This is a genomic window from Spiribacter halobius, from assembly GCF_020883455.1.
Taxonomy (GTDB): domain Bacteria; phylum Pseudomonadota; class Gammaproteobacteria; order Nitrococcales; family Nitrococcaceae; genus Sediminicurvatus; species Sediminicurvatus halobius.
This window is the reverse complement of sequence record NZ_CP086615.1, coordinates 1,162,667-1,183,943: the sequence shown is the minus strand read 5'-3', so window position 1 is coordinate 1,183,943 and position 21,277 is coordinate 1,162,667. Positions and strand designations below refer to the sequence as shown.

The window sequence follows — 21,277 nt, the reverse complement described above, 5'->3', positions numbered from 1 at the left end:
GCCGGCAACACCCACCTCGTCACTCGTCACTTCCAGCTTGCTACTTGCCACTTGCCACTCACTCAAGACAGTCCTCAACCCGCTCCAGCAGCCGCCACAGATCCGGCAGCTCGACGTGCGGGACCGCGGGCGCTTCCTTCGGCCAGGGCTCGGCGGCGCGATTCAGCCACACCGCCTGCATGCCGTAGGCGGCGGCGCCGGTGACGTCACTGTGGACATCGTCGCCGACGTGCACGATCTCGCCCGGCGCCGCGCCGGCGCGATGGGCGGCGGCCTCGAACACCAGCCGTGCCGGCTTGGCGGCCCCGATCTCGACGGCGGAGAGGGCGAAGTCGAAGAACCGTCCGACTCCGAGCCGCTGCACCTCGGCATTGCCATTGGTGATCGCGCCGAGGCGTACCCGCCCGTGCAGCGCCTCCAGCACGGGCAAGGCGTCATCGTAGAAGGCGACGTCGTGGCGGGCGTCGAGAAAGGTCTCGAAGGCCTCGTCCACCAGCCGCGCCAGCCCCTCGCCCCGGTAGCCCGCCTCGGCGCCCGCCTGCCGCAGCGCCTCCCGGCGCAGGGCCGTCACATCGTGGCGCAGGTCCGGCCGCTGCTCGGCGATGCTATCCCGCAGCCGGCGCAGACCCTCGGCGTCGTAACGCTCCGCGACGTCCGGATAGCGCCGTTCCAGCAGCTGCTGGCTCACGGCCTCCGCGTGGTGGAGCACGCCGGTGAGATCCCAAAGGGTAAAGTCGAGATCGAAGGTGATCGCCTTGACCGGCCCGCGCAGGAGGGCGTTCGCCATCACTCGCCCTCCGCCTCGAGGGCGCGCCACACGCAGCGCCCGCCCGCGGCCTCGTCGAGGCGCTCCAGCCAGGCCGCATGGCGCGCCTGTGCCTCGGCATCGGGCTGGACCACCCGCAAGCGTGGCCGCTCCGCTGCGAGCCGGCGGATGCCACGCCGTGCAGGGCCCTCGCCCGCTCCGGCCTCGTCACCGAGGAAGAGCGCGGCCTGGCCGCCGGTCATCGCCAGGTAGACCTCGGCGAGGATCTCCGCGTCCAGCAGCGCGCCGTGCAGGGTTCGGCCGCCGTTGTCGACACCGTAGCGCCTGCAGAGCGCGTCCAGGCTGTTGCGCTGCCCCGGGTGCATCTCCCGGGCGAGGGCGAGCGTGTCCGTCACCCCGCAGTGGTCCTCGATCCGGCCCCAGGCCTCGCCCAGCAGCGAGAGCTCGTGATTGAGGAAGCCGACGTCGAACGGCGCGTTATGGATGATCAGCTCGGCCCCGGCAATGAACTCGAAGAACGCCTGGGCCACCTCGGCGAAGCGCGGCTTGTCGGCGAGGAAGGCGTCGTCGAGGCCATGCACCTCCACCGCCTCGGCATCCACGGGCCGCTCCGGATTGAGGTACTCGTGGAACGTCCGCCCCGTGGGCCGCCGATGACTCAGCTCGAAGCACCCGAGCTCGATCACCCGATGCCCGTCGGCGGGCTCGAGACCGGTGGTTTCGGTGTCCAGGACGATCTGTCGCATGCGAGGCCTCCGGCCAGTTTCAAGTTCAAAGTTCAAGGTTCAAAGCTGGGCGAGCGACCCCTTTACGGCACGGCGTCAGCCTTTGAACCTTGAACTGGGAACTTTGAACTGTCATCCGGACCCCGTCCGGATGACCTCGTCTATCCCCCGGTTCGCCAGCGCGTCCACGCGCTCGTTCTCCGCGTGGCCGGTGTGACCGCGGACCCAGTGCCAGGCCACCTGGTGGCGGTTGACCAGCTCGTCCAGGCGCTCCCAGAGGTCGCGGTTCTTCACCGGCTTGCGGTCGGCGGTACGCCAGCCGCGGCGTTTCCAGGCGGGCATCCACTCGGTGATCCCCTTGCGCAGGTACTGGGAGTCGGTGGTGAGGTCCACCCGGCAGGGCCGCTTCAGGCTCTCCAGGGCGCAGATCGCGGCCATCAGCTCCATGCGATTGTTCGTGGTCTGCGCCTCGCCGCCGTGCAGCTCGCGCTCGTTGTCGCCGGCGCGCAGCAGCGCACCCCAGCCACCCGGCCCGGGATTGCCGCGGCAGGCGCCGTCGGTGAAGATCTCAACGCGGGTCATGCCGCACCCGGCGGGCATCGTGCGCCACTCGCGTCTGGGCAAGGCCGCCGGGGATCACCTCCAGTCGCGGCTTCGCCACCATCGGCGGCGGCCGCACCGCCGCCACCCGCTTCTGCCCCAGGGCGAGATTCACCCCGCCGACCCAGCGCAGCCAGGGGCCCAGCCGGGCGTCGCGGCGCCGGTGGCCGCCGCCCTGGCGGAGCAGCCAGCGATGATTCAGCGGCGGCCGCAGCACGAGCCCTTCGTGGCGCTCCACGGTCAGGCCAAGCAGCATCATCCAGTCCGCGACGCGCGGCGGCGGCAGGAAGCGCCCGGTCCACGGCGGCCGCCCATAGCGACCGTAGAGCAGGCGGCGGAGCCCCCAGAGGCTGAACGGGTTGAAGCTCACCACCAGCAGATGCCCTTCGGGCGCGAGCACCCGCACCGCCTCGCGCAGGATCTGATGCGGCCAGCGACTGAACTCGAGCTGGTGGACGACCACCACCACGTCCACGCTCTCCGAGAGGAGGGGCAGCTGCTCCGGTTCTCCGGCCACATCCACCGGGCCGCCGGGCCAATCGTCCAGCAGCCACTGGCGGGCCTCGCCGAACACCGCCGGCGACTCGCCGGTGCCGTAGGCGCCGATCTGCAGGATGCGGCGTGCACGCAGCGCCGCCAGCCGCCGCGAGAGCATGCGGCACTCCGTGCGCGCGAGGTCCTCGCCAAGGGGAGTCCGGAACCAGGCGTGCAGCGGCTTCATGGTGGTGCGTATCGATCCTCTGTGGGGCCCTGCCGGTGCCCTGACAAACACCGGACAGAGTACCCCGACCCGAAGGGCCGCGTCAGCCGTCCGATTGAGCCGCCTACGGCGAGCGGTTAGCATGCGAGCATGCTGGAAATCACTCCCATACCGCTGCTCAGGGACAACTACGCCTGGCTGCTCCGCGAAAGCGAGGGCACCAGCGCCGTCGTCGTCGATCCGGGTGAGGCGGCCCCGGTGCGCCGCGCCCTGGAGGCCATGGGCGCCACCCTCACCGGCATCCTGATCACGCATCATCACCCCGATCACGTCGGCGGTGTCGCCGAGCTTGCGGGCGGCGATGTGCCGGTGCTCGGACCCGCGGACGAAACCATTCCGGCGCGTACCCGCGGTCTGCAGGCCGGCGAGCGCTTCGCCGCCCCCGGGCTGACCACCGAGCTCGAGGTGCTGGCCGTCCCCGGCCACACCGCCGGCCATATCGCCTTTCTCGGCGATGGCGTCCTGTTCTCCGGTGACAGTCTCTTCGCCGGCGGCTGCGGACGGCTGTTCGAAGGCACGCCCGCACAGATGCTGGCATCACTGGCCGCGCTGCGGGAGCTGCCGGAGGACACGCGCCTCTACTGCGGCCATGAGTACACGCTGGCCAATCTCGAGTTCGCGCGGGCGGTGGAGCCCGACAACCAGGCACTGGCCGAGCGCCTCGAGCGGGTTCGCGAGCAGCGCGGTCGCGGCGGCATCACACTGCCCTCGCGCCTGGGCGAGGAGTTCGCCACCAACCCGTTCCTGCGCTGGGACCGGCAAAGCGTGATCGAGAGCGCGGAAGCCCACACCGGGCGCAGGCTAGCCTCCGCAGAAGAGGTATTCGCCGCGATTCGCGCCTGGAAGGATCGCTTCTGATAGCGGGGGGCGCGCCGCACCGGAATGAGGCTCGGATCGTACCGGCCCGGTGGGCCGGCCGGGAGTCGCTGCGCCCCGTCACCGGGGCCGATAACAAGGAGAACCCGGCGTGCAGAAGATTCTGCAGAGCCTTCCCATCGCGCTGGCGCTGCTCGCTGGCGGCTGCGCCATTCTCGACACGGCCGACGAGACGGCGGGTCCGAGGCACCCGGCCGCCAGCGAGCGTGGTGCCACGCCAGAGCTGCCAGCGGCGCTGGTGCCCGATGCCCTGGTAAGCTTCGAGACTCCCGCGTCACTGCCCGACCCACTCCCTCCGGCGCGCCCTGACGACCTCTGGCAGCGCATCCGCGAGGGCTTCCGGCTGCCCGAGGCGGACGACCCAAAGGTCCGCCAGCAGCTCAGCTACTTCGCCGCCCGGCCGGACTACATGGCCCGCGTGGCGGAGCGCGCCAGGCCCTACCTCTTCCATATCGTCGAGCAGATCGAGGCGCGCGACCTGCCCACCGAGCTCGCGCTGCTGCCCGTGGTCGAGAGCGCCTTCCGGCCCTTTGCCTACTCGCACGGGCGCGCCGCCGGGATCTGGCAGTTCGTCCCGGCCACCGGGCGGCACTACGGGCTGACCCAGAACTGGTGGTACGACGGCCGCCGTGACGTACTCGCAGCCACGGACGCCGCCCTGGACTACCTGGAACGCCTCTCGGAGCTGTTCGACGGCGACTGGCTGCTGGCCGTGGCGGCGTACAACGCCGGTGAGGGCCGGGTCATGCGGGCGATCGAGCGTAATCGCGCCGCCGGGCGACCGGGCGACTTCTGGTCCCTTGACCTGCCGCGGGAGACGCGGCACTACGTGCCGCGGCTGCTCGCCCTGCGGGACCTGGTGCAGGCCCCCGAGGTCCACGGCCTCAGCATCCCGGAAATTCCCAACGAGCCGCAGATCGCCACCGTTGAGCTCGACCACCAGATCGACCTCGCGCTCGCCGCCGAGCTCGCCGGCATCACGGTAGAGCAGCTCTACCAGCTCAACCCGGGTTACAACCGCTGGGCGACGGCGCCGGAGGGTCCGCACCGTCTGGTGCTGCCACTCGAGCTGGCGGAGGCCTTTCGCACGGCAGTGGCGGAGCGGCCGCCGGAGTCGTGGCTGCGCTGGGAGCGGCATCGGGTGCAGCCCGGTGAGAGCCTCATCGCCATTGCCCGGCGCTATCACGTCACCGTGGACGCCCTGCGCGAGGCCAACGACCTCAACGGCTCGCTGATCCGTGCCGGCAGCCACCTGCTGGTGCCGGTGGCGAGCCGCCCGAGCGGCGAGTACGCACTCAGCGCCGGCCAGCGCCTGCGCGCTCAGCAGGATCGCCAGCGTGCCGGGCGCGAGCGGCAGTCCTACGTGGTGCGCTCCGGGGACAGCTTCTGGAGCATCGCCCGCCGTCACGGCGTCGGTGTGCGCGAGCTCGCCGGCTGGAACAACATGGCGCCGGGCGACACCCTCCGCGTCGGCCAGCAACTCGCCATCTGGACCGAGGATGCCCAGCCCGTGCGCACCGCCCGTGCGGCGCCGGAGGCGCGGTTGCAGTCAGTGCGCTACACCGTGCGCAAGGGCGATTCGCTCTACGCCATCGCCCAGCGCTTCAACGTCACGGTCAGCCAGCTGAGGCAGTGGAACGGTCTTGGCACCGGCGGCTATCTGCAGCCGGGACAGACCCTGCGCCTGCGCGTGGACGTGACCGCCCAGAGCAGCCGCTAACGCGCCCGGCTCACGCACTCGGGACCAGCCCGGATATCTCACCGGTCCACGGTTGCGGGCGCGGATCCGGCGGGCTAGGAGTCCGCCCCGGCCCGGCTCTGCTCGGCGCCCTCCGGCAGGGTGACGTTGAGCTCGAGCACCTCGCAATCGCCCTCACGGTCGATCTGCATGCGCACGGCGTCGTCGTCCACCGCGATGTAGCGCCGGATCACCTGCAGCAGCTCCTCCTGCAGTCGCGGCAGGTAGTCCGGACCACCGCGATAGCTGCGCTCCCTGGCGACGATGATCTGCAGCCGCTCCTTCGCGACCGCGGCGGAGCGCTTCTTCTGCGAGCGGAAGTAGCTGAGAAAGCTCATGGGCGCTAGCTCCCGAACAGCCGGCCGAGGAAGCCCTTCTTCTCGGTAAGGAAGCGATGCTCCCGGGTCTCGCCGAGGAACCGCGCCACCGCATCGGCATAGGCCTGCCCGGCGTCGGTCTTGTCCTCCAGCACCACCGGCACGCCGGCGTTGGAGGCGTTGAGCACCGCCGTCGACTCCGGGATCACCCCGAGCAGGTCGATGGCAAGGATCTCGCGGATGTCCTCGACGCTCAGCATCTCGCCCTTGCCGACACGCGAGGGCGCGTAACGGGTAATGAGCAGATGCTCGCGCACCGGATCGAGCCCCTGCTCGGCGCGCCGGGTCTTGCTCGCCAGCAGGCCGAGCACCCGGTCGGAGTCGCGCACCGAGGAGACCTCCGGGTTGGTCACTACCAGGGCCTCGTCGGCAAAGTACATGGCGAGGTGCGCGCCGCGCTCGATGCCGGCGGGCGAGTCGCAGACGACGTAGTCATAGTCCTCGGCGAGCGATTCGAGCACGCTCTGCACGCCCTCCAGGGTAAGCGCGTCCTTGTCCCGGGTCTGGGAGGCAGGCAGGATCGCCAGCCCTTCCACCCGCTTGTCGCGGATCACGGCCTGGTTCAGGTTCGCCTCGCCGTTGATGACGTTGACGAAGTCGTACACCACGCGGCGCTCGCAACCCATGATCAGATCCAGGTTGCGCAGGCCGACATCGAAGTCGACCACCACCGTGCGATGCCCCGCCTTTGCGAGACCTGCTCCCAGCGCGGCGCTGGTGGTGGTCTTGCCGACCCCACCCTTGCCGGATGTCACGACGACGATTTTCGCCACTGCTTGCACCTCCGGAATGCGGTTCTCCGGCGCCCCGCGGCGCCGCCCCCAAATGTTCTGTCTCCCGCGCGGGGCAGCGCGCGGCTACAGCGCCTCGACGCGAAGCGCATCGGCATCCAGGCGGATGCCCACCGCGCGCCCGCGCAGATCTTCCTCGAACTGCTCGCTCAGCTGGTAATGCCCGGCGATGGCGACGAGCTCGGCCTCCAGCGTCTGGCAGAATATGCGCGCCCGGGCGTCGCCCTGCACACCGGCCAGAGCCCGCCCGCGCAGGGCGCCATAGATGTGCACGTGCCCGTCCGCCAGCACCTCTGCACCGGGGCTCACCGAGGCCAGGACCACCAGATCGCCGCCGCGGGCGTAGATCTGCTGCCCCGAGCGCACCGGCTGGGTGACGATCCGCGCCGCACCGGCGGCCGTCGCCGGCCCGGCGGCGGCCTCCGCAGCCACCTCGGGCTCAGCGGCGGCGTCCGCCGGGGGTTCAGTCGAGGGCTCGGACGTCGCCGGGCGGCGGCCCGCCTCGAGATTGCGCAGCGTACCGAGGCCAACGGCTGCCGCCTCGCTCGCTTCCAGTCCGACGCTCGCCACCGGCACCAGCCCGCGCTCCCGCAGCCCCTCCACCACGCGGCGCAGACCCTCGCCGGCGATCGACTCCCCCTCGCCGGCCGGCTCCAGCACCAGCGGCATGCCGGCGAAGAATCCGGGGGCACCGGCGAGGCGTTCGTCCAGTTGCGCGAGCAGGGACTCCGGATCGCGGGTGAGCACCCGCAGCACGGTGAGGGTGGCCATGCGACCCTTCAGCTCGAAGGCGGGTTGCGCGGCGTCCAGTTGCGAGGCCATCAGGGTTCCCGAGCCGGCCGCGGCGCGGCGGGCTTGCCACGAGGTGCCACCGGGCCCGCGGCAGGCCCGGTGCGAATGGCGGCCTTTATAGCCTGCACACTGGTGACGTTCAAGCGCTGTCGGCGGTCTGGGCGTCCCCGCCGCTCAGCAGCGTATTCATGCGGCGCACGAACCCGGCCGGATCCTCCAGCCGGCCGCCGTCCATCAGCACCGACTGCTCGTAGAGCAGGCTCGCCCAGTCGTCGAAGCGGCCGCCGTCGTCGCCCTGCGACAGGCGACGGATCAGCGGGTGGCCCGGGTTGATCTCCAGGGCCGGGCGGCTCTGCGGCAGCTCATGGCCCGCCGCGCGCAGCATGCGCTGCATGTTCATGCCGAACTCGTACTCGCCGACCACGATACAGGCCGGCGAGTCGGTGAGCCGCCGGCTCACCCGCACGTCGGACACCCGCTCGGACAGGGCCTCGCGCAGCCGCCCGAGGAGCCCCTCCACCGCCTCGTCACTCGCCGCCGGCTCCGGCCTGGATTCGTCCGCCTCGCCGAGGGCGTCCAGCTCCAGCTCGCCCTTGGCCACGGAGCGCAGCGGGGTGCCCTGGAATTCGGCGAGGTGCGTGACCAGCCACTCGTCGACCGGCTCCGCGAGCAGCAGCACCTCGACCCCGTGCTTGCGGAACACCTCCAGATGCGGGCTGTTGCGGGCGGCCGTGAGGCTCTCGGCAGTGAGGTAGTAGATCGCCTTCTGGCCGGCTTTCATGCGGGCGACATAGTCCGCCAGCGAGACCTCCGGACCATCGCCGCCATGGGTGGAGTGAAAGCGCAGCAGCCCGGCGACGCGCTCACGGTTGCCCGCATCCTCCACCGGACCCTCCTTCAGCACGCTGCCGAAGGCCTCCCAGAAGCGGGCATAGCGCTCGGGCTCGTCCTTGGCGAGACGCTCCAGCGCATCCAGCACGCGCTTCACCGAGGCGGCGCGGATACGGTCGATGAGCTTGTTGTGCTGCAGCAGCTCCCGGGAGACGTTGAGCGGCAGGTCGTCGGAGTCCACCACGCCGCGCACGAAGCGCAGGTAGCGCGGCATCAGCCGCCCCTCGCGGTCCTCCATGATGAACACCCGGCGCACGTAAAGGCGCAGACCGTGGTGCGGCTCCGGGTCGAACAGATCAAACGGGCGCCGCGCCGGGATGTACAGCAGCGAGGTATAGGCCTGATTGCCCTCCACCTTGTTGTGCAGCCAGGTCAGCGGCGGCTCGGGATCGTGGGTGAGCTGCTGGTAGAAGGCCTGGTATTCCTCCTCGGAGATCTCGCTCTTCGGGCGCATCCAGAGCGCCGAGGCACGGTTGATCGTCTCCGCCTCGCCGTCGTCGCCGCCCGCCATGCGGATGGGCACGGCGATGTGATCCGAGTAGCGGCGGACGATGGCGCGCAGCCGCTCGGGGTCGAGGAATTCGTCCTGGCCTTCGGCGAGGTGCAGCACCACGTCGGTGCCCCGGCGCTGGCGCGGCTCATCGCTGACGGTGAACTCGCCCCTGCCGTCGGAGACCCAGCGCACGCCCGCCTCCGCCGGCGTGCCGGCCCGCCGCGTGTGCACCTCGACACGGTCAGCGACGATGAACGCCGAGTAGAAGCCGACACCGAACTGACCGATAAGCTGGGCGTCCTGGCGCTGGTCTCCGGTGAGGGAATCCAGGAAGCGGCGGGTGCCGGAGCGGGCGATGGTGCCGAGATTCTCCAGGACGTCGTCGCGACTCATGCCGATGCCGTTGTCGCTCACCGTGAGCGTGCGGGCGTCCCGATCCACCCGCAGCCACACCGCGGGCTCCGGGTCATCCTCGTTGAGCGCCGGATCCTGCAGCGCTTCGAAGCGCAGCCGGTCGGCCGCATCGGCGGCATTGGAGATGAGCTCGCGCAGGAAGATCTCGCGACTGCTGTAGAGGGAGTGGATCATCAGGTCCAGCAGCTGCCGGACCTCGGCCTGGAATTCCCGGGTCTCTTCGCTCTGCGTCTCGGTCATGGCGATACGGTCGTTCGTGTTCTGCGGGTGACGACCGCGGTATGCGGCCGGCCAGGGTGGAATTCAAGCCGCGCCGCCGGGCGGGCGGGTTCAAGGGCCTGCGTCGCAGGCCGATATCCCGGGCATGAGCCAGGGGGCCGTCATCGCCATCGCACTGCTGCTGGAGGCGCTGCTGATCGTCAGCATCGTTGCGGGCGTGCTCGGCTGGCGGCTGCGTCGGCGGCGCAGCGCCGCCAACGACGGCGCCGGTGACCTGCGCGGCCACTTCGAGGCCGAGATCGATGCCCTCGGCGAAGGCACGGCCGACGAAAACGGTGCGCTGCAGCGGCGCCAGCGCGTGCTGCAGGGCGAGCTCAAGGCACTCGACCTGGACGACAGCAAGGCCAGGCAGAACCACTTCGCGGCCCTGTACGCCGAGAGCGACGACGAGAGCGCGCGGCTGCGCCGGTTGCTGCAGCGGGAGGCGAAGCGCGTCGGCGAGCTGCTGGAGATCCGCGATGGCCTGCGCGAGCTGAAGGTGGGCTACGAGCGCCTGCAGCGGATCTTCACCCGGCTGGTGGACCCGGAACTGGCGGCGGAGGAGCGGCAGCGCATCGCCGAGACCTTCCGCGGCCAGGAGACGGCCTGGGCAGAGCAGCTCGACCAGCTGCTGGCCCGCCTCGAGACCGCCACCGAGGATCTCGAGCCGGCCGATGACGGGACCCCGGAGGAAGGCGCGGCCACCCGCACCGACGCCCGCAGCCTCGCCGACGGCCAGAGCGAGGCCCTGGAGGCGCTACGCGAACGCCTCGCCGCCGGAGACGGGAACGATCCGGAGGCCCTGCGCGCGGAGATCGAGAGCATCGAGCGCCGCGGCCGCGAGCTCAGCACCTGCCTGCAGGTGCTGGAGGACGAGAACAACTACCTCTACCAGCAGCTTTGCGAGGCCCGCGACGGCGACGGCGCGCCCGCTGACGCCGAAGAGCGCCCCGCCGGACCCCGCCCGGACCCCGACGAGCTCGAGCAGGCCCTCGCCATGAAGGACCGCGAGATCGAGGAGCTCAAGCAGCGCCTCTACGCCTCGATGGAGTCACTAAGCGGGGAGGAAGCGCCTACCGAGCACGGCCGCCGGGATTAAACACAACGACACCACGAGCACAACGGGGCACAACGCAGGAACTTCTCTTCCTGCTCAACCAGATATTTCTTCCGTTGTGATTCGTTGTGGCCGTTGTGTCGTTGTGTTCAAAAACGGATAGCACCCACTGCCCAGGAAGGTCAGAACGCCTCGGACGGGTCGACCTTGCCGGAGCCGGCCTCGGGGAGCTCGCGGCCGGGGATGTGCTCTCCGGTGACCATCTGCTTGTAGCCCATGCCGGGGCCCACCATCGGATAGACGCCGGCATCCGGATCCACCATCACCTCGAGGAACGCCGGGCCCGGGAAGCGGATGAAGGCCTCCAGCGCCTCCGGCAGCTCACCCTTGTCGGCCACGCGCCGGGCGAAGCCGAAGCCATCGGATTCCGCCGCCTTGATGAAGTCCTTGCGATGCAAGGACTTGTCACTGCCGGAGAAGCGGTCCCCGAAGTAGAGCCGCTGCCACTGACGGACCATGCCGTCGCCGTTGTTGTTGAGCAGCAGCACCTTCACCGGCAGATCGTAGGTGGTCACGGTCTCCATCTCGCCGAGATTCATGCGGATGCTGCCGTCGCCGTCGACGTCGATCACCAGTGCATCGGGGTTGGCGAACTGCGCCCCGATGGCCGCCGGCAGGCCGAAGCCCATGGTGCCCATCGAGCCCGAGGTGAGCCACAGACGGGAGCGGCGGAAATCGAGGTACTGCGCCGCCCACATCTGGTGCTGGCCGACGCCCGTGCTCACGATGGCCTCGCCGCCGGTGAGCGCGTTCAGCCGCTCCATCACCTCCTGGGGCTGGATCAGCGGGCTGTTGCGCTCGAAATTCATCGGATGGCGCTCACGCAGGGCACGCACGTGCTCCAGCCAGGGCCCGAAGTCGCGGCGGAAGCCACTGTTGCGGCCGTATTCGGTCAGCTGGCGCAGCGAGCGGCGCGCCTCGCCCACATGCGCCCAGTCCACCAGCTTCACCTTGCCGATCTCGGCGGCGTCGATGTCGATGTGGGCGACGTGCTCGGCCAGCGGGGCGAAAAGCTCGGCCTTGGCGGCGACGCGGTCATCGAACCGCGCCCCGACGGCGATGATGAAGTCGCAGTCCTCCACCGCGTAGTTGGCGTAGGCCGTCCCGTGCATGCCCAGCATGTGCAGGCAGAGGTCATCCTTGCTGTCGATGGCGCCGAGACCCATCACCGTGGTCACCACGGGGATGTTGAAGGTCCTGGCGAACTCGGTAAGGGCGTCCGCCGCATCACCGCTGACCACGCCGCCGCCGACATAGAGCAGCGGCCGGCTGGAGTGCTCCAGCAGCTCGAAGAACTGGCGGCACTTGCGCTCGGAGAGCTTGGCCTGGCGCAGCGACTCCATGCGCTGGCGATAGCCGCGGATCCCGAGCAGGCCGCTGCCCTTGTACTCGCCCACCCAGTTCTGCACGTCCTTCGGCAGGTCCACCACCACCGGACCGGGGCGCCCGGAGCGGGCCACCTCGAAGGCGGTGCGCAGGGTGTCCTCGAGCTGCTCGGCGCGGGTCACCAGGAAAACGTGCTTGGCGCAGTTGCCCATGATGTTGACGATGGGCGCCTCCTGGAAGGCGTCCGTGCCCATCGCGCCACGCGCGACCTGGCCGGTGATCAGCACCACGGGGACGGAGTCGGCCATGCAGTCGCGGATGGGCGTGACGGTGTTGGTCGCCCCGGGCCCGGAGGTGACCAGGAAAACCCCCACCTTGCCGGTGCTGCGGGCGTAGCCGGCCGCCATGAAGCCGGCACCCTGCTCGTTCGCGGGCACCACCAGGCGCATCGGATCCTCGCCCTCGGCGCTGCGGTGCTTTTCGTTGTAGCGAAAGATGGCGTCGTACGTCGGCAGGATGGCGCCGCCGCTGTAGCCGAAGACGGTGTCCACGCCCTCGTCCGCCAGCACCTGAATTACCATCTCCGCCCCGCTCATGCGCTCCCCGGCCAGCGGGTGCCGGGTCCGGGTCTCCGTGGGAGGGGTGGCGGTAGCGAGGACGGCTTCCTGAGTCATGGTGCCCCGAAATCAGAGAGTTGTGGAGTGGACCATTAAGCATACCGGGGTGTCGCTGGCGCCGACAAGCGCCGCCGGTCCCACCAGCTGGCAGCGCTTGCCCGGGCGGCTAACCACCTCTACGGGCCTCGAAGGTGAGGGCGACGGAGTTGATGCAGTAGCGCAGCCCCGTCGGCTCCGGGCCATCCTCGAACACATGCCCGAGGTGCGCGCCGCAATCCCGGCACAACACCTCCGTGCGGCGCATGCCGAAGCTGGTATCGGTCTCGGTGGCGACGGCCGCGTCGTCGGCCGGCGCCCAGAAGCTCGGCCAGCCACTGCCGGAGTCGTACTTCTGGCCGGAGTCGAACAGCGTCCCGCCACAGCAGACGCACTTGAACACGCCGTCCTCCTTGAAGGCGTTGAACCGCCCCGTGAATGGCGGCTCGGTGCCCTTCTGGCGCGTCACCCGGTACTGTTCCGGGGTCAGGTGCTCACGCCAGTAGGCGTCGTCATGTCGGCTGGCATCACTCATCACGTTGCACCCTTTGTTCAGTAGCGGCTTCCAGCAGCAGCGGCAGCAGACCGGCGGCGGTACCCCGCAGGCTCCAGTCTGCCTCCGGGGTGAGCGGTGTCTCCTCCGGGTTGACCTCCACCACCAGGCAGCCGTTCCGCCGCGCCAGGTGCGGCAGCGAGGCGGCCGGCTGCACCTGATTCGCCGTGCCGATGCTCAGCACGATATCGGCCGCCTCCACGGCCGCCAGCGCGCCGTTCAGCGCTGCCTCCGGCAGCATCTCGCCGAACCAGACCACATCCGGGCGCAGCGGCGCCCCGCAGCGCGGGCACGGCGGGGGCTCGCCCTCCCCCACCGGCTGCTCGCCGCAACCGGCGCTACAGATCGACCGCCGGAGGTTGCCGTGCAGCTCCAGCACTTCCGGCGATCCGGCCTGCTGGTGCAGGCCATCCACGTTCTGGGTGACCACGGTCACGCGCGCGTGGCGGGCCCACCGCGCCAGGGCCCGGTGTCCGGCATTGGGCTCGGCGCGCGTCACCAGCTCGCGGCGCCAGGCGTACCACTGCCAGACCCGGGACGGATCCCGCTCGAAGGCCTCGGGCGTCGCCAGCTCAGCCGGGTCATAGCGGGCCCAGAGGCCGGTCTGCGCATCGCGGAAGGTGGGCACCCCGCTCTCCGCGGACATGCCCGCTCCGGTCAGGGCAGTCACGCGCCGGGCCTCGGCGATCTGCGCAGCCAGCGCTGGAGACAGTGCCTGCACCAGACCTCCCGTCGCAGGAACGTTTCCGCCATGGTAGCCCCCGCGCCGGCGCGGCTGCACCAGTGTCCCGTTTCGCAAGTTCCTTCTCGCTCTGAGGCCCGCAGCGGCGCCAGCGCAAGGCGCCCCGGAGGCCGCAGCAACCCGTAACACCGGACACTGGCAGTGCTCCTGCCGGGCGCGATCGAATGCCCTACAATGGCGGGCCTTTCCGCAACACGGTTCTGTCATGAGCGAGCACGCCGAGAGCGAAATCGTCCTCGTCAATTTCTCCGGGACCGACCGGCCGGGCATCACCGCCTCGCTCATGGGCATCCTCGCCGGCTACGACGTCCGCGTGCTTGACATCGGCCAGGCCATGATCCAGGACACCCTGGCCCTGGGCATCCTGATCAAGCTCCCCGACGCGGCCCGGTCAGCCCCGGTGCTCAAGGATCTGCTGTTCGAGGCCCACAAGCTGGATCTGCGGGTGCGCTTCACCCCGGTAAGCGGGGAGGAATACGAGCGCTGGGTAGTGGGCGAGCCGCGGCAGCGCTATGTGCTCACCCTGCTCGGCCGCCGGGTCACCGCCTTGCAGATCGCCCGCATCGCCGGCGTAGTCACGGCGCACGGGCTCAACATCGAGGACATCGTGCGCCTGTCCGGCCGCAGCGCCCTCCACGACGACGACCGGGGCAGCCGTGCCTGCCTGGAGCTCACCCTGCGCGGCGAGCCCGCCGACGCGGATGCCATGAAGGCGGAGTTCCTCTCCATCTCCGAGGAGATGGACGTGGACATCTCCTTTCAGGAGGACAACTTCTACCGCCGCAACCGCCGGCTCGTGGTCTTCGACATGGATTCCACGCTGATCCGCGAGGAGGTGATCGACGAGCTGGCCTGGGAGGCCGGCGCCGGCGAGGCGGTGAGCCGGGTCACCGCGGCGGCGATGCGGGGCGAGATCGACTTCAGCGAGAGCCTGCGCCAGCGCGTGGCGCTGCTGGAGGGGCTGGAGGAGTCGGTGCTCGAGCGCGTCGCCGAGCGCCTGACCCTGACCGAGGGCGCCGAGCGGCTGCTGAAGACGCTGCGCACCCTGGGCTACCGGACTGCGGTGATCTCGGGGGGGTTCGACTACTTCGGCCGACGGCTGCAGCGCCGGCTCCGGCTCGACTACGTCCACGCCAACCGCCTGGAGATCGTCGACGGCCGGCTCACGGGGCGGGTGCTCGGCGAGATCGTGGATGGCGAGCGCAAGGCGGCGCTGCTGCGCGAGATCGCGGCCGAGGAGGGGATCGAGCTCGCCCAGGTCATCGCCGTCGGCGATGGCGCCAACGACCTGCCCATGCTGCGGGTCGCCGGACTCGGCATCGCCTTCCATGCCAAGCCGCTGGTCCAGAAGAGCGCGCGTCAGGCCATCTCCACCATCGGCCTGGACGGCGTGCTCTACCTCATGGGCATGAAGGACGCGGAAAACCCGCACTAAGGCGGGTTTTCCGTCGGCGTGCCGCCGAGCGCGATCAGCTCGCCTTGCTGGCGGCCTTGCTCGCCTTGGTCCGCACCTTCTCCTTGATGCGCGCGGCCTTGCCCTGACGCTCCCGCAGGAAATAGAGCTTGGCGCGGCGCACGTCACCCCGACGCTTGACCTGGATGCTCTCGATCAGCGGGCTGTGCAGCTGAAACACCCGCTCCACGCCCTCGCCGTGGGAGACCTTGCGCACCGTGAAGGACGAGTTCACGCCGCGGTTGCGCTTGGCGATGACCACGCCCTCGAAGGGCTGGGTGCGCTCGCGGTTGCCCTCCTTGACCCAGACGTTGACGAGCACGGTGTCGCCGGGATGGATGTCGGCGAGGCTGCGCCCCGACTGCTCCACCTGCTCGCGCTCGAGCTCCTCGATGATGTTGCTCATGGCCTTCGATCCCCTGGTCGTGTTCTGCGGGCCCGTCCGCCGGAGCAGTGTGGGCCCGCGTTTGCCTTCACTCTTCGGGCCCCGGCTCGTCGTCGCCGTGGGCCTCGCGATACTCGCGCAGCAGTGCCTGCGCCTCGGCGTCCAGCACGCGCCCCGCCAGCAGGTCAGGGCGCCGGCGCCAGGTCCGCCCCAGCGCCTCGCGGTAGCGCCAGCGCGCCACCGCCTGATGATCCCCGCTCAGCAGCACCGGCGGCACCTCGAGCCCCGCCACACGCTCCGGGCGCGTGTAGTGCGGGCAGTCCAGCAGCCCCGCCCGAAACGAGTCCTGGGCCGCCGAGTCCTCGTGGCCGAGCACGCCCGGCAGGCAGCGGGCCACGGCGTCGATCACGACCATGGCCGGCAGCTCGCCGCCGCTGACGACGTAGTCGCCGATGGACAGCTCCTCGTCCACTTCCAGCGCCAGCAGCCGCTCGTCGATGCCCTCGTAGCGCCCGCAGAGCAGGATCACCCGCTCCCGGCTTGCCAGCTCGGTCACCCGCGCCTGGTCCAGCGGCGGGCCCTGCGGACTCATGTACACCACCGAGGCCGGGGCACCCGCGGCGCGCGCTGCCTGCAGCGTGCTGCGCAGCGGCTCCACCTTCATGACCATGCCCGGGCCGCCGCCGTAGGGGCGGTCGTCCACCGTGCGGTGCCGGTCGCGGGCATAGTCCCGCGGGTTCCAGGTCACCAGCTCCAGCAGGCCGGCCTCTGCCGCCCGCCCGAGCACGCCGTAGTCGGTCAGCGCCCGGACCAGCTCCGGGAAAACGGTTACGACGTCGAAACGCAAACCGCCTAGAACTCCGGATCCCAGTCGACGGTGATGCGTGCCGCCGCGAGATCCACCTCCAGCACGTAGGTGCCGGGCACGTAGGGAACCAGCCGCTCGCGCTCACCCCGCACCACGAGGACGTCGTTGGCTCCGGTCTCGAGCAGGTGGTCCACCTGCCCGAGTACCTGACCCTCGCGGGTCACCACCTCCAGGCCCTCCAGCTCGGCCCAGTAGTATTCGCCGGCGCCGGCAGGCGGCAGCGCCGAGCTGGGGACGGCAATCCGCGCACCGCGCCAGGCCAGGGCGGCATCGCGATCGCTCAGCCCCTCGATGCGGGCCAGGAGATGCCGCCCCTGCCGGCGGCCCTCCACCAGACGCACCGGTGTGACCGTGCCCGCCAGCTGCAGCTCCCAGTCCCGGTAGTCGAACAGATTCTCTGGCGGCCGCGTCCACGAGTGGACCTTGACCCGGCCACCGACCCCGTGGACGCCCACGATCTCACCGAGAACGATGCGCTCGTCGTCGGCCTGCACGTCCACCATGGCTTTAGCCCGGATAGCTCACCGATTCGCGGCTGCGGCCGCCGGGGTCAGCGGTGCGGACCGGGCTCAGGCGCTCTCCGCCTCCGCGGCGGCGCCCTTGCGCGCCTTGCTGATCAGCCGGCTCGCGCTCTCCGAGGCCTGCGCGCCGTGGCCGAGCCAGTGGTCCACGCGCTCCAGGTCGATGCGCATCGGCACTTCCTGGCCGGCGGCCACCGGATTATAGAAGCCGAGCCGCTCGATGAAGCGCCCGTCCCGCGCATTCCGGCTGTCCGTAACCACGAGATGGTAAAAGGGCCGCTTCTTGGCACCCGTGCGGGCGAGACGAATCGTAACCATTGCGTGCGTTCAACCCCTTGGAATCTGCTTCGCCTAGCGGGAGGCCAGCCTTGATAAAGCCGCCAATTGTACGCGAATAGAGCGCGAAGTGAAGCCTAGCCCGCATATCTCACCGATTCACGGCTGCGGGCTAGGCGGCCTCTGTGCCACCGCAGCGCGGCGGGCTAGCGCCCGAGCCCCGGCGGCAGGCCGCCTCCCGGGGGCATGCCGCCGGGGGGCATGCCGCCCCCGCCGCCGAGCTGGCGCATCATCTTTTTCATCCCGCCCTTTTTCAGCTGCTTCATCATCTTCTGCATCTGCTTGTGCTGTTTCAGCAGCCGGTTGACGTCCTGCACCTGCAGGCCGGAGCCGGTGGCGATCCGGCGCTTGCGCGAGCCGTTGATGATCTCCGGGCGGCGGCGCTCGGCCGGGGTCATGGAGTCGATGATGGCGATCTGACGGCGCACCTGGCGGTCGTCCATCTGCCCCTTCATCTGCTCGGTCATCTTGCCCATGCCCGGGAGCTTGTCCATCAGCCCGCCGAAGCCGCCCATCTTCGTCACCTGAGCCATCTGCTCGCGCAGATCCTCCAGATCGAATCCCTTGCCCTTCTTGAGCTTGGCGGCCATGCGCTCGGCCTGGCCCTGATCGACGCTGCGCTCGACCTCCTCCACCAGGCTCAGCACGTCGCCCATGCCGAGGATCCGCGAGGCGACCCGGTCCGGATGGAACGGCTCCAGCGCGTCAGTCTTCTCGCCCACGCCGAGGAACTTGATCGGCTTGCCGGTGACGTGGCGGATGGACAGCGCGGCGCCGCCGCGGGCATCGCCGTCGGTCTTGGTGAGGATGAGCCCGGTAAGCGGCAGTGCCTCGTCGAAGGCGCGGGCGGTGTTGACGGCGTCCTGACCGGTCATGCTGTCCACCACGAACAGCGTCTCCACCGGCGAGACCGCCTCGTGGATGCGACGGGCCTCGCCCATCATGTCCTCGTCGACGTGCAGGCGCCCGGCAGTGTCCACCAGCAGGACGTCGTAGTATCCGGTGCGGGCCCGCTCCAGCGCCGCCCTTGCCGCCGTCACCGGATCGGCGTCCGCCGCCGTGGGCTGGAAGTCCACGCCCACCTCACCGGCCAGGCGCTCGAGCTGATCGATGGCGGCGGGGCGGTAGACGTCCAGGGAGACCGTCAGCACCTTCTTCTTTTCGCGCTCGCGCAGCCAGCGTCCGAGCTTGGCGATGCTGGTGGTCTTGCCGGAGCCCTGCAGCCCCGCGACCATCACCACCGCCGGCGGCCGGGTGCTGAGATCGAGGGCATCGTTCTTCTCGCCCATCACGCGCACGAGCTCGTCGCGCACGATCTTCACGAAGGCCTGGCCCGGGCTCAGGCTCTTCATCACCTCGGTGCCGAGGGCGCGCTCGCGGACGTCGGCGATGAAGTCCTTCACCACAGGCAGGGCGACATCCGCCTCGAGCAGCGCCATACGCACCTCGCGCAGGGTGTCGCGGACGTTGTCCTCGGTCAGGCGGCCCTGGCCGCGCAGGCGCTTGCCGATGGCTTCCAGGCGATCACTGAGACTGCTGAACATGGCCGCTCCGCGGTCGGCGTGGCATAACCCCGGCAGTATACGGACGCCGAAGCCCTCCCGACCATGCCCGCGGGCCGCCCTCCGGGGCTCGTACACCCCCGGCATGTATGCGATGATCGCGGCCGTTGCCCTGCCGTGGCGCACCCCTTCGCATGGTCCACACACTGCTGACGCTCATCGCCATCGCCCTCTACCTCGGCGCCGCCGCGGCCGTCGTGGCCCGTCTGACCCGCCGGGCAGACCCCAACGATAGCGAGCGGCTCGCCCTGGCCGCCGGGTGGGGGGGCATGCTGGTCCACGGCTTCCTCGTCTGGCGTGAGACCTGGACGGTGGACGGTCTCAACCTGGCGTTCTTCAACGCCGCCTCCCTGATCGGCTGGATCATGGTGCTGATGCTGCTGCTCGGCACGCTGCGCCGACCGCTGGTCAGTCTTGGCCTGCTCGTGTTTCCCCTGGCGGCCTTCGTGGCGCTGCTGGCCTCGCTGTTCGGCGTCACCGGGGCCACCCGGGTTCCCATTGGCGCCGCGCTGGACGTGCACGTACTGCTGTCGGTGGCGGCCTACAGCGTGCTCGGCCTCGCCACGGCGCAGGCGATGCTGCTCGCCGTTCAGGAGCGCCAGCTGCGCACCCGGCAGCCCGGGGGCTTCATCCGCATGCTGCCGGCGCTGCAGAGCATGGAATCGCTCCTGTTCCAGCTGGTCGGCACCGGATTCCTGCTGCTCTCGCTGGCCCTGGCCAGCGGCTGGATGTTCGTCGAGGATCTCTTCGCCCAGAGCCTGGTGCACAAGACCAGCCTCTCCGTGCTCGCCTGGATCATCTTCGGGGTGCTGCTGGTCGGGCGCTGGAGCGCCGGGTGGCGCGGGCAGACCGCCATCCGCTGGACCCTGGGCGGGTTCGTGACGCTGGCCCTCGCCTACTTCGGCAGCAAGCTCGTCCTCGAGCTCATCCTCGCCCGCTGAGCCCCCAGACGCCGTGAGTGAAGTACCACTGTCCCTGCTGTTCGGGCTGCTCGCCACCCTGATCGTGCTCTCGGCCTGCTTCTCGAGCTCCGAGACGGCGCTGATGACGCTCAACCGCTACCGGCTGCGGCATCTCTCCCGCGCCGGCCATCGTGGCGCGCGCCGGGCAGAGGCGCTACTGGAGCGCCCCGACCGGCTGATCGGCATCATCCTGCTCGGCAACAACTTCGTGAACATCGCGGCATCGTCGGTGGCGACGCTGATCGCCCTGCGCCTCGGCGGCGAGGGGGCCATCGCCGCCGCCACCGGGCTGCTCACGCTGGTGATCCTGATCTTCGCCGAGGTGGCCCCGAAGACGCTGGCCGCCCTGCAGCCGGAGCGGGTGGCGTTTCCGGCCTCGCTGGCGCTCGGGCCGCTGCTGCGGTTGCTCTATCCGCTGGTTTGGCTGACCAACTTTGCCGCCAACGCGCTGCTGCGCCTGCTCGGCGTGGACCCTGCCGAGGGCGGCGGCTCGGCGCTCAGCCGCGAGGAGCTGCGCACCGTCGTGAACGAGGCCGGGGCTATGATCCCGCGCCGGCATCAGAAGATGCTGCTGAGCATCCTCGACCTGGACCAGGCCACGGTCGAGGACATCATGGTGCCGCGCAACGAGATCGTGGGCATCGACCTGGACAGCGACTGGGACGACATCTGCCGCCAGATCACGGAGACCCAGTACACCCGCCTGCCCGTCTACCGCGGCGCCATCGACAGCATCGAGGGCGTGCTGCATGTCCGCCGGGTGCTCACCAGCATGCTCTCCGGCCGGTTCACCCCCGAGGAGCTGCAGCAGCACCTGCGGGAGCCCTACTTCGTGCCCGAAGGCACGCCGCTGCACGTGCAGATGCTGAACTTCCAGGCCCGGCGCCGCCGCATCGGCCTGGTGGTGGACGAGTACGGGGACATCATGGGGCTGGTGACCCTGGAGGACATCCTCGAGGAGATCGTCGGCGAGTTCACCACCGACCCGGCGGAGGCGGTGCAGGACATCCACCCTCAGGAGGACGGCAGCTTCCTGGTGGACGGCAGTGCCAGCGTCCGCGAGCTCAACCGCGTGCTGCGCTGGAGCGTGCCCACGGACGGCCCGAAGACGCTCAACGGGCTGATTCTGGAGCAGCTGGAAACCATCCCCGAGCCCGGCACCAGCCTGCTCATCGACGACCACCCGGTGACCGTGGTCCAGACCGAGGGCAACCGCGTCAAGGTCGCCCGCGTCCAGCAACGCGTCCAACGCCGCGGCCGCCGCCCTGCCGTCGACTGATACGCGGATTGTCGCGCGTCCATCGCCAATGGCGCGGGG

At 70.2% G+C, this 21,277-nt stretch carries 22 protein-coding genes; 6 read left to right on the top strand and 16 right to left on the bottom strand.

The annotated features are described in order from the left end of the window. Positions 1-58 precede the first annotated feature (58 nt). The 4 genes from LMH63_RS05425 to LMH63_RS05410 all read right to left on the bottom strand — a co-directional run bounded on the left by LMH63_RS05425 (position 59) and on the right by LMH63_RS05410 (position 2,812). Positions 59-787 carry an HAD family hydrolase gene (locus LMH63_RS05425; protein ID WP_109676700.1) on the bottom strand — a complete coding sequence of 243 codons (729 nt, stop codon included), beginning with the start codon at positions 785-787 and terminating at the stop codon, positions 59-61. Beyond that, complete coding sequence (gene dnaQ / locus LMH63_RS05420; protein ID WP_109676702.1) at positions 787-1,512, bottom strand: DNA polymerase III subunit epsilon; 726 nt, start codon at positions 1,510-1,512, stop codon at positions 787-789. Before dnaQ ends, LMH63_RS05425 begins: the two co-directional genes overlap by 1 nt. A 111-nt stretch (positions 1,513-1,623) precedes the next feature. Further along, complete coding sequence (gene rnhA, locus LMH63_RS05415) at positions 1,624-2,073, bottom strand: ribonuclease HI (RefSeq protein ID WP_109676876.1); 450 nt, start codon at positions 2,071-2,073, stop codon at positions 1,624-1,626. Then, positions 2,060-2,812 carry a methyltransferase domain-containing protein gene (locus tag LMH63_RS05410; RefSeq protein ID WP_109676704.1) on the bottom strand — a complete coding sequence of 251 codons (753 nt, stop codon included), beginning with the start codon at positions 2,810-2,812 and terminating at the stop codon, positions 2,060-2,062. Before LMH63_RS05410 ends, rnhA begins: the two co-directional genes overlap by 14 nt. A 129-nt stretch (positions 2,813-2,941) precedes the next feature. Between LMH63_RS05410 and gloB the strand changes: the two genes are divergently transcribed. Both gloB and LMH63_RS05400 read left to right on the top strand, forming a co-directional pair. Next, positions 2,942-3,709 (top strand): hydroxyacylglutathione hydrolase, encoded by a 768-nt coding sequence (gene gloB / locus LMH63_RS05405; RefSeq protein ID WP_109676706.1) that lies wholly within the window; start codon positions 2,942-2,944, stop codon positions 3,707-3,709. A 109-nt stretch (positions 3,710-3,818) separates the two neighbouring features. Further along, positions 3,819-5,447 carry a LysM peptidoglycan-binding domain-containing protein gene (locus LMH63_RS05400; RefSeq protein ID WP_109676707.1) on the top strand — a complete coding sequence of 543 codons (1,629 nt, stop codon included), beginning with the start codon at positions 3,819-3,821 and terminating at the stop codon, positions 5,445-5,447. 74 nt (positions 5,448-5,521) lie between these two features. On the opposite strand, the gene minE is transcribed toward LMH63_RS05400, so the two are convergent. The 4 genes from minE to htpG form a co-directional block, all read right to left on the bottom strand. Then, on the bottom strand, positions 5,522-5,803 hold the full coding sequence (gene minE / locus LMH63_RS05395; protein ID WP_109676709.1) for a cell division topological specificity factor MinE: 282 nt from the start codon (positions 5,801-5,803) through the stop codon (positions 5,522-5,524). Positions 5,804-5,808: 5 nt separating this feature from the next. Then, the gene (gene minD / locus LMH63_RS05390) at positions 5,809-6,615 is read right to left on the bottom strand and encodes a septum site-determining protein MinD (protein ID WP_109676711.1); all 807 of its coding nucleotides are present in this window, start codon (positions 6,613-6,615) and stop codon (positions 5,809-5,811) included. A gap of 84 nt (positions 6,616-6,699) precedes the next feature. Continuing rightward, positions 6,700-7,455, bottom strand: coding sequence for a septum site-determining protein MinC (gene minC, locus LMH63_RS05385; RefSeq protein WP_109676713.1), 756 nt, complete (start codon positions 7,453-7,455; stop codon positions 6,700-6,702). Positions 7,456-7,564: 109 nt separating this feature from the next. Beyond that, positions 7,565-9,463, bottom strand: a complete 1,899-nt coding sequence (htpG, locus tag LMH63_RS05380; protein ID WP_109676715.1) for a molecular chaperone HtpG — start codon at positions 9,461-9,463, stop codon at positions 7,565-7,567. Positions 9,464-9,587: 124 nt separating this feature from the next. On the opposite strand from htpG, the gene LMH63_RS05375 reads away from it, so the two are divergent. Next, the gene (locus LMH63_RS05375; protein ID WP_109676717.1) at positions 9,588-10,580 is read left to right on the top strand and encodes a hypothetical protein; all 993 of its coding nucleotides are present in this window, start codon (positions 9,588-9,590) and stop codon (positions 10,578-10,580) included. A 140-nt stretch (positions 10,581-10,720) separates the two neighbouring features. Here the strand turns inward: LMH63_RS05375 and ilvB are convergent, their stop codons facing one another. The 3 genes from ilvB to LMH63_RS05360 all read right to left on the bottom strand — a co-directional run bounded on the left by ilvB (position 10,721) and on the right by LMH63_RS05360 (position 13,851). Next, the gene (gene ilvB, locus LMH63_RS05370; RefSeq protein ID WP_109676719.1) at positions 10,721-12,598 is read right to left on the bottom strand and encodes a biosynthetic-type acetolactate synthase large subunit; all 1,878 of its coding nucleotides are present in this window, start codon (positions 12,596-12,598) and stop codon (positions 10,721-10,723) included. 109 nt (positions 12,599-12,707) lie between these two features. After that, positions 12,708-13,112, bottom strand: a complete 405-nt coding sequence (gene msrB / locus LMH63_RS05365) for a peptide-methionine (R)-S-oxide reductase MsrB (protein WP_109676721.1) — start codon at positions 13,110-13,112, stop codon at positions 12,708-12,710. Continuing rightward, the gene (locus LMH63_RS05360) at positions 13,105-13,851 is read right to left on the bottom strand and encodes an SIR2 family NAD-dependent protein deacylase (protein WP_304571749.1); all 747 of its coding nucleotides are present in this window, start codon (positions 13,849-13,851) and stop codon (positions 13,105-13,107) included. Before LMH63_RS05360 ends, msrB begins: the two co-directional genes overlap by 8 nt. A 226-nt stretch (positions 13,852-14,077) precedes the next feature. Here LMH63_RS05360 and serB point away from each other — a divergent pair, with 226 nt between their 5' ends. Beyond that, on the top strand, positions 14,078-15,307 hold the full coding sequence (serB, locus tag LMH63_RS05355) for a phosphoserine phosphatase SerB (protein WP_109676725.1): 1,230 nt from the start codon (positions 14,078-14,080) through the stop codon (positions 15,305-15,307). A gap of 34 nt (positions 15,308-15,341) precedes the next feature. Here serB and rplS read toward each other — a convergent pair whose 3' ends face one another. The 5 genes from rplS to ffh form a co-directional block, all read right to left on the bottom strand. Next, on the bottom strand, positions 15,342-15,731 hold the full coding sequence (gene rplS, locus LMH63_RS05350; RefSeq protein ID WP_109676727.1) for a 50S ribosomal protein L19: 390 nt from the start codon (positions 15,729-15,731) through the stop codon (positions 15,342-15,344). A gap of 67 nt (positions 15,732-15,798) precedes the next feature. After that, complete coding sequence (trmD, locus tag LMH63_RS05345; RefSeq protein ID WP_109676729.1) at positions 15,799-16,557, bottom strand: tRNA (guanosine(37)-N1)-methyltransferase TrmD; 759 nt, start codon at positions 16,555-16,557, stop codon at positions 15,799-15,801. Between the two features lie 5 nt (positions 16,558-16,562). Next, the gene (gene rimM / locus LMH63_RS05340) at positions 16,563-17,081 is read right to left on the bottom strand and encodes a ribosome maturation factor RimM (protein ID WP_109676731.1); all 519 of its coding nucleotides are present in this window, start codon (positions 17,079-17,081) and stop codon (positions 16,563-16,565) included. A gap of 66 nt (positions 17,082-17,147) precedes the next feature. Further along, positions 17,148-17,417 carry a 30S ribosomal protein S16 gene (gene rpsP, locus LMH63_RS05335; protein WP_109676734.1) on the bottom strand — a complete coding sequence of 90 codons (270 nt, stop codon included), beginning with the start codon at positions 17,415-17,417 and terminating at the stop codon, positions 17,148-17,150. A 164-nt stretch (positions 17,418-17,581) separates the two neighbouring features. Further along, positions 17,582-18,979 carry a signal recognition particle protein gene (gene ffh, locus LMH63_RS05330; RefSeq protein ID WP_109676736.1) on the bottom strand — a complete coding sequence of 466 codons (1,398 nt, stop codon included), beginning with the start codon at positions 18,977-18,979 and terminating at the stop codon, positions 17,582-17,584. A gap of 152 nt (positions 18,980-19,131) precedes the next feature. Between ffh and LMH63_RS05325 the strand changes: the two genes are divergently transcribed. Together LMH63_RS05325 and LMH63_RS05320 are read left to right on the top strand one after the other, a co-directional pair. After that, the gene (locus LMH63_RS05325; protein WP_109676738.1) at positions 19,132-19,938 is read left to right on the top strand and encodes a cytochrome C assembly family protein; all 807 of its coding nucleotides are present in this window, start codon (positions 19,132-19,134) and stop codon (positions 19,936-19,938) included. Between the two features lie 13 nt (positions 19,939-19,951). Continuing rightward, positions 19,952-21,238 (top strand): HlyC/CorC family transporter, encoded by a 1,287-nt coding sequence (locus tag LMH63_RS05320; protein WP_109676739.1) that lies wholly within the window; start codon positions 19,952-19,954, stop codon positions 21,236-21,238. The last annotated feature ends 39 nt before the right edge of the window (positions 21,239-21,277 follow it).

Excerpts from the sequence above, each read along its gene's own strand:
- LMH63_RS05425 (WP_109676700.1), bottom strand. The coding sequence starts at position 787 with ATGGCGAACGCCCTCCTGCGCGGGCCGGTCAAGGCGATCACCTTCGAT.
- dnaQ (WP_109676702.1), bottom strand. The coding sequence starts at position 1,512 with ATGCGACAGATCGTCCTGGACACCGAAACCACCGGTCTCGAGCCCGCC.
- rnhA (WP_109676876.1), bottom strand. The coding sequence starts at position 2,073 with ATGACCCGCGTTGAGATCTTCACCGACGGCGCCTGCCGCGGCAATCCC.
- LMH63_RS05410 (WP_109676704.1), bottom strand. The coding sequence starts at position 2,812 with ATGAAGCCGCTGCACGCCTGGTTCCGGACTCCCCTTGGCGAGGACCTC.
- gloB (WP_109676706.1), top strand. The coding sequence starts at position 2,942 with ATGCTGGAAATCACTCCCATACCGCTGCTCAGGGACAACTACGCCTGG.
- minE (WP_109676709.1), bottom strand. The coding sequence starts at position 5,803 with ATGAGCTTTCTCAGCTACTTCCGCTCGCAGAAGAAGCGCTCCGCCGCG.
- minC (WP_109676713.1), bottom strand. The coding sequence starts at position 7,455 with ATGGCCTCGCAACTGGACGCCGCGCAACCCGCCTTCGAGCTGAAGGGT.
- htpG (WP_109676715.1), bottom strand. The coding sequence starts at position 9,463 with ATGACCGAGACGCAGAGCGAAGAGACCCGGGAATTCCAGGCCGAGGTC.
- LMH63_RS05375 (WP_109676717.1), top strand. The coding sequence starts at position 9,588 with ATGAGCCAGGGGGCCGTCATCGCCATCGCACTGCTGCTGGAGGCGCTG.
- ilvB (WP_109676719.1), bottom strand. The coding sequence starts at position 12,598 with ATGACTCAGGAAGCCGTCCTCGCTACCGCCACCCCTCCCACGGAGACC.
- msrB (WP_109676721.1), bottom strand. The coding sequence starts at position 13,112 with ATGAGTGATGCCAGCCGACATGACGACGCCTACTGGCGTGAGCACCTG.
- serB (WP_109676725.1), top strand. The coding sequence starts at position 14,078 with ATGAGCGAGCACGCCGAGAGCGAAATCGTCCTCGTCAATTTCTCCGGG.
- rplS (WP_109676727.1), bottom strand. The coding sequence starts at position 15,731 with ATGAGCAACATCATCGAGGAGCTCGAGCGCGAGCAGGTGGAGCAGTCG.
- rimM (WP_109676731.1), bottom strand. The coding sequence starts at position 17,081 with ATGGTGGACGTGCAGGCCGACGACGAGCGCATCGTTCTCGGTGAGATC.
- rpsP (WP_109676734.1), bottom strand. The coding sequence starts at position 17,417 with ATGGTTACGATTCGTCTCGCCCGCACGGGTGCCAAGAAGCGGCCCTTT.
- ffh (WP_109676736.1), bottom strand. The coding sequence starts at position 18,979 with ATGTTCAGCAGTCTCAGTGATCGCCTGGAAGCCATCGGCAAGCGCCTG.
- LMH63_RS05325 (WP_109676738.1), top strand. The coding sequence starts at position 19,132 with ATGGTCCACACACTGCTGACGCTCATCGCCATCGCCCTCTACCTCGGC.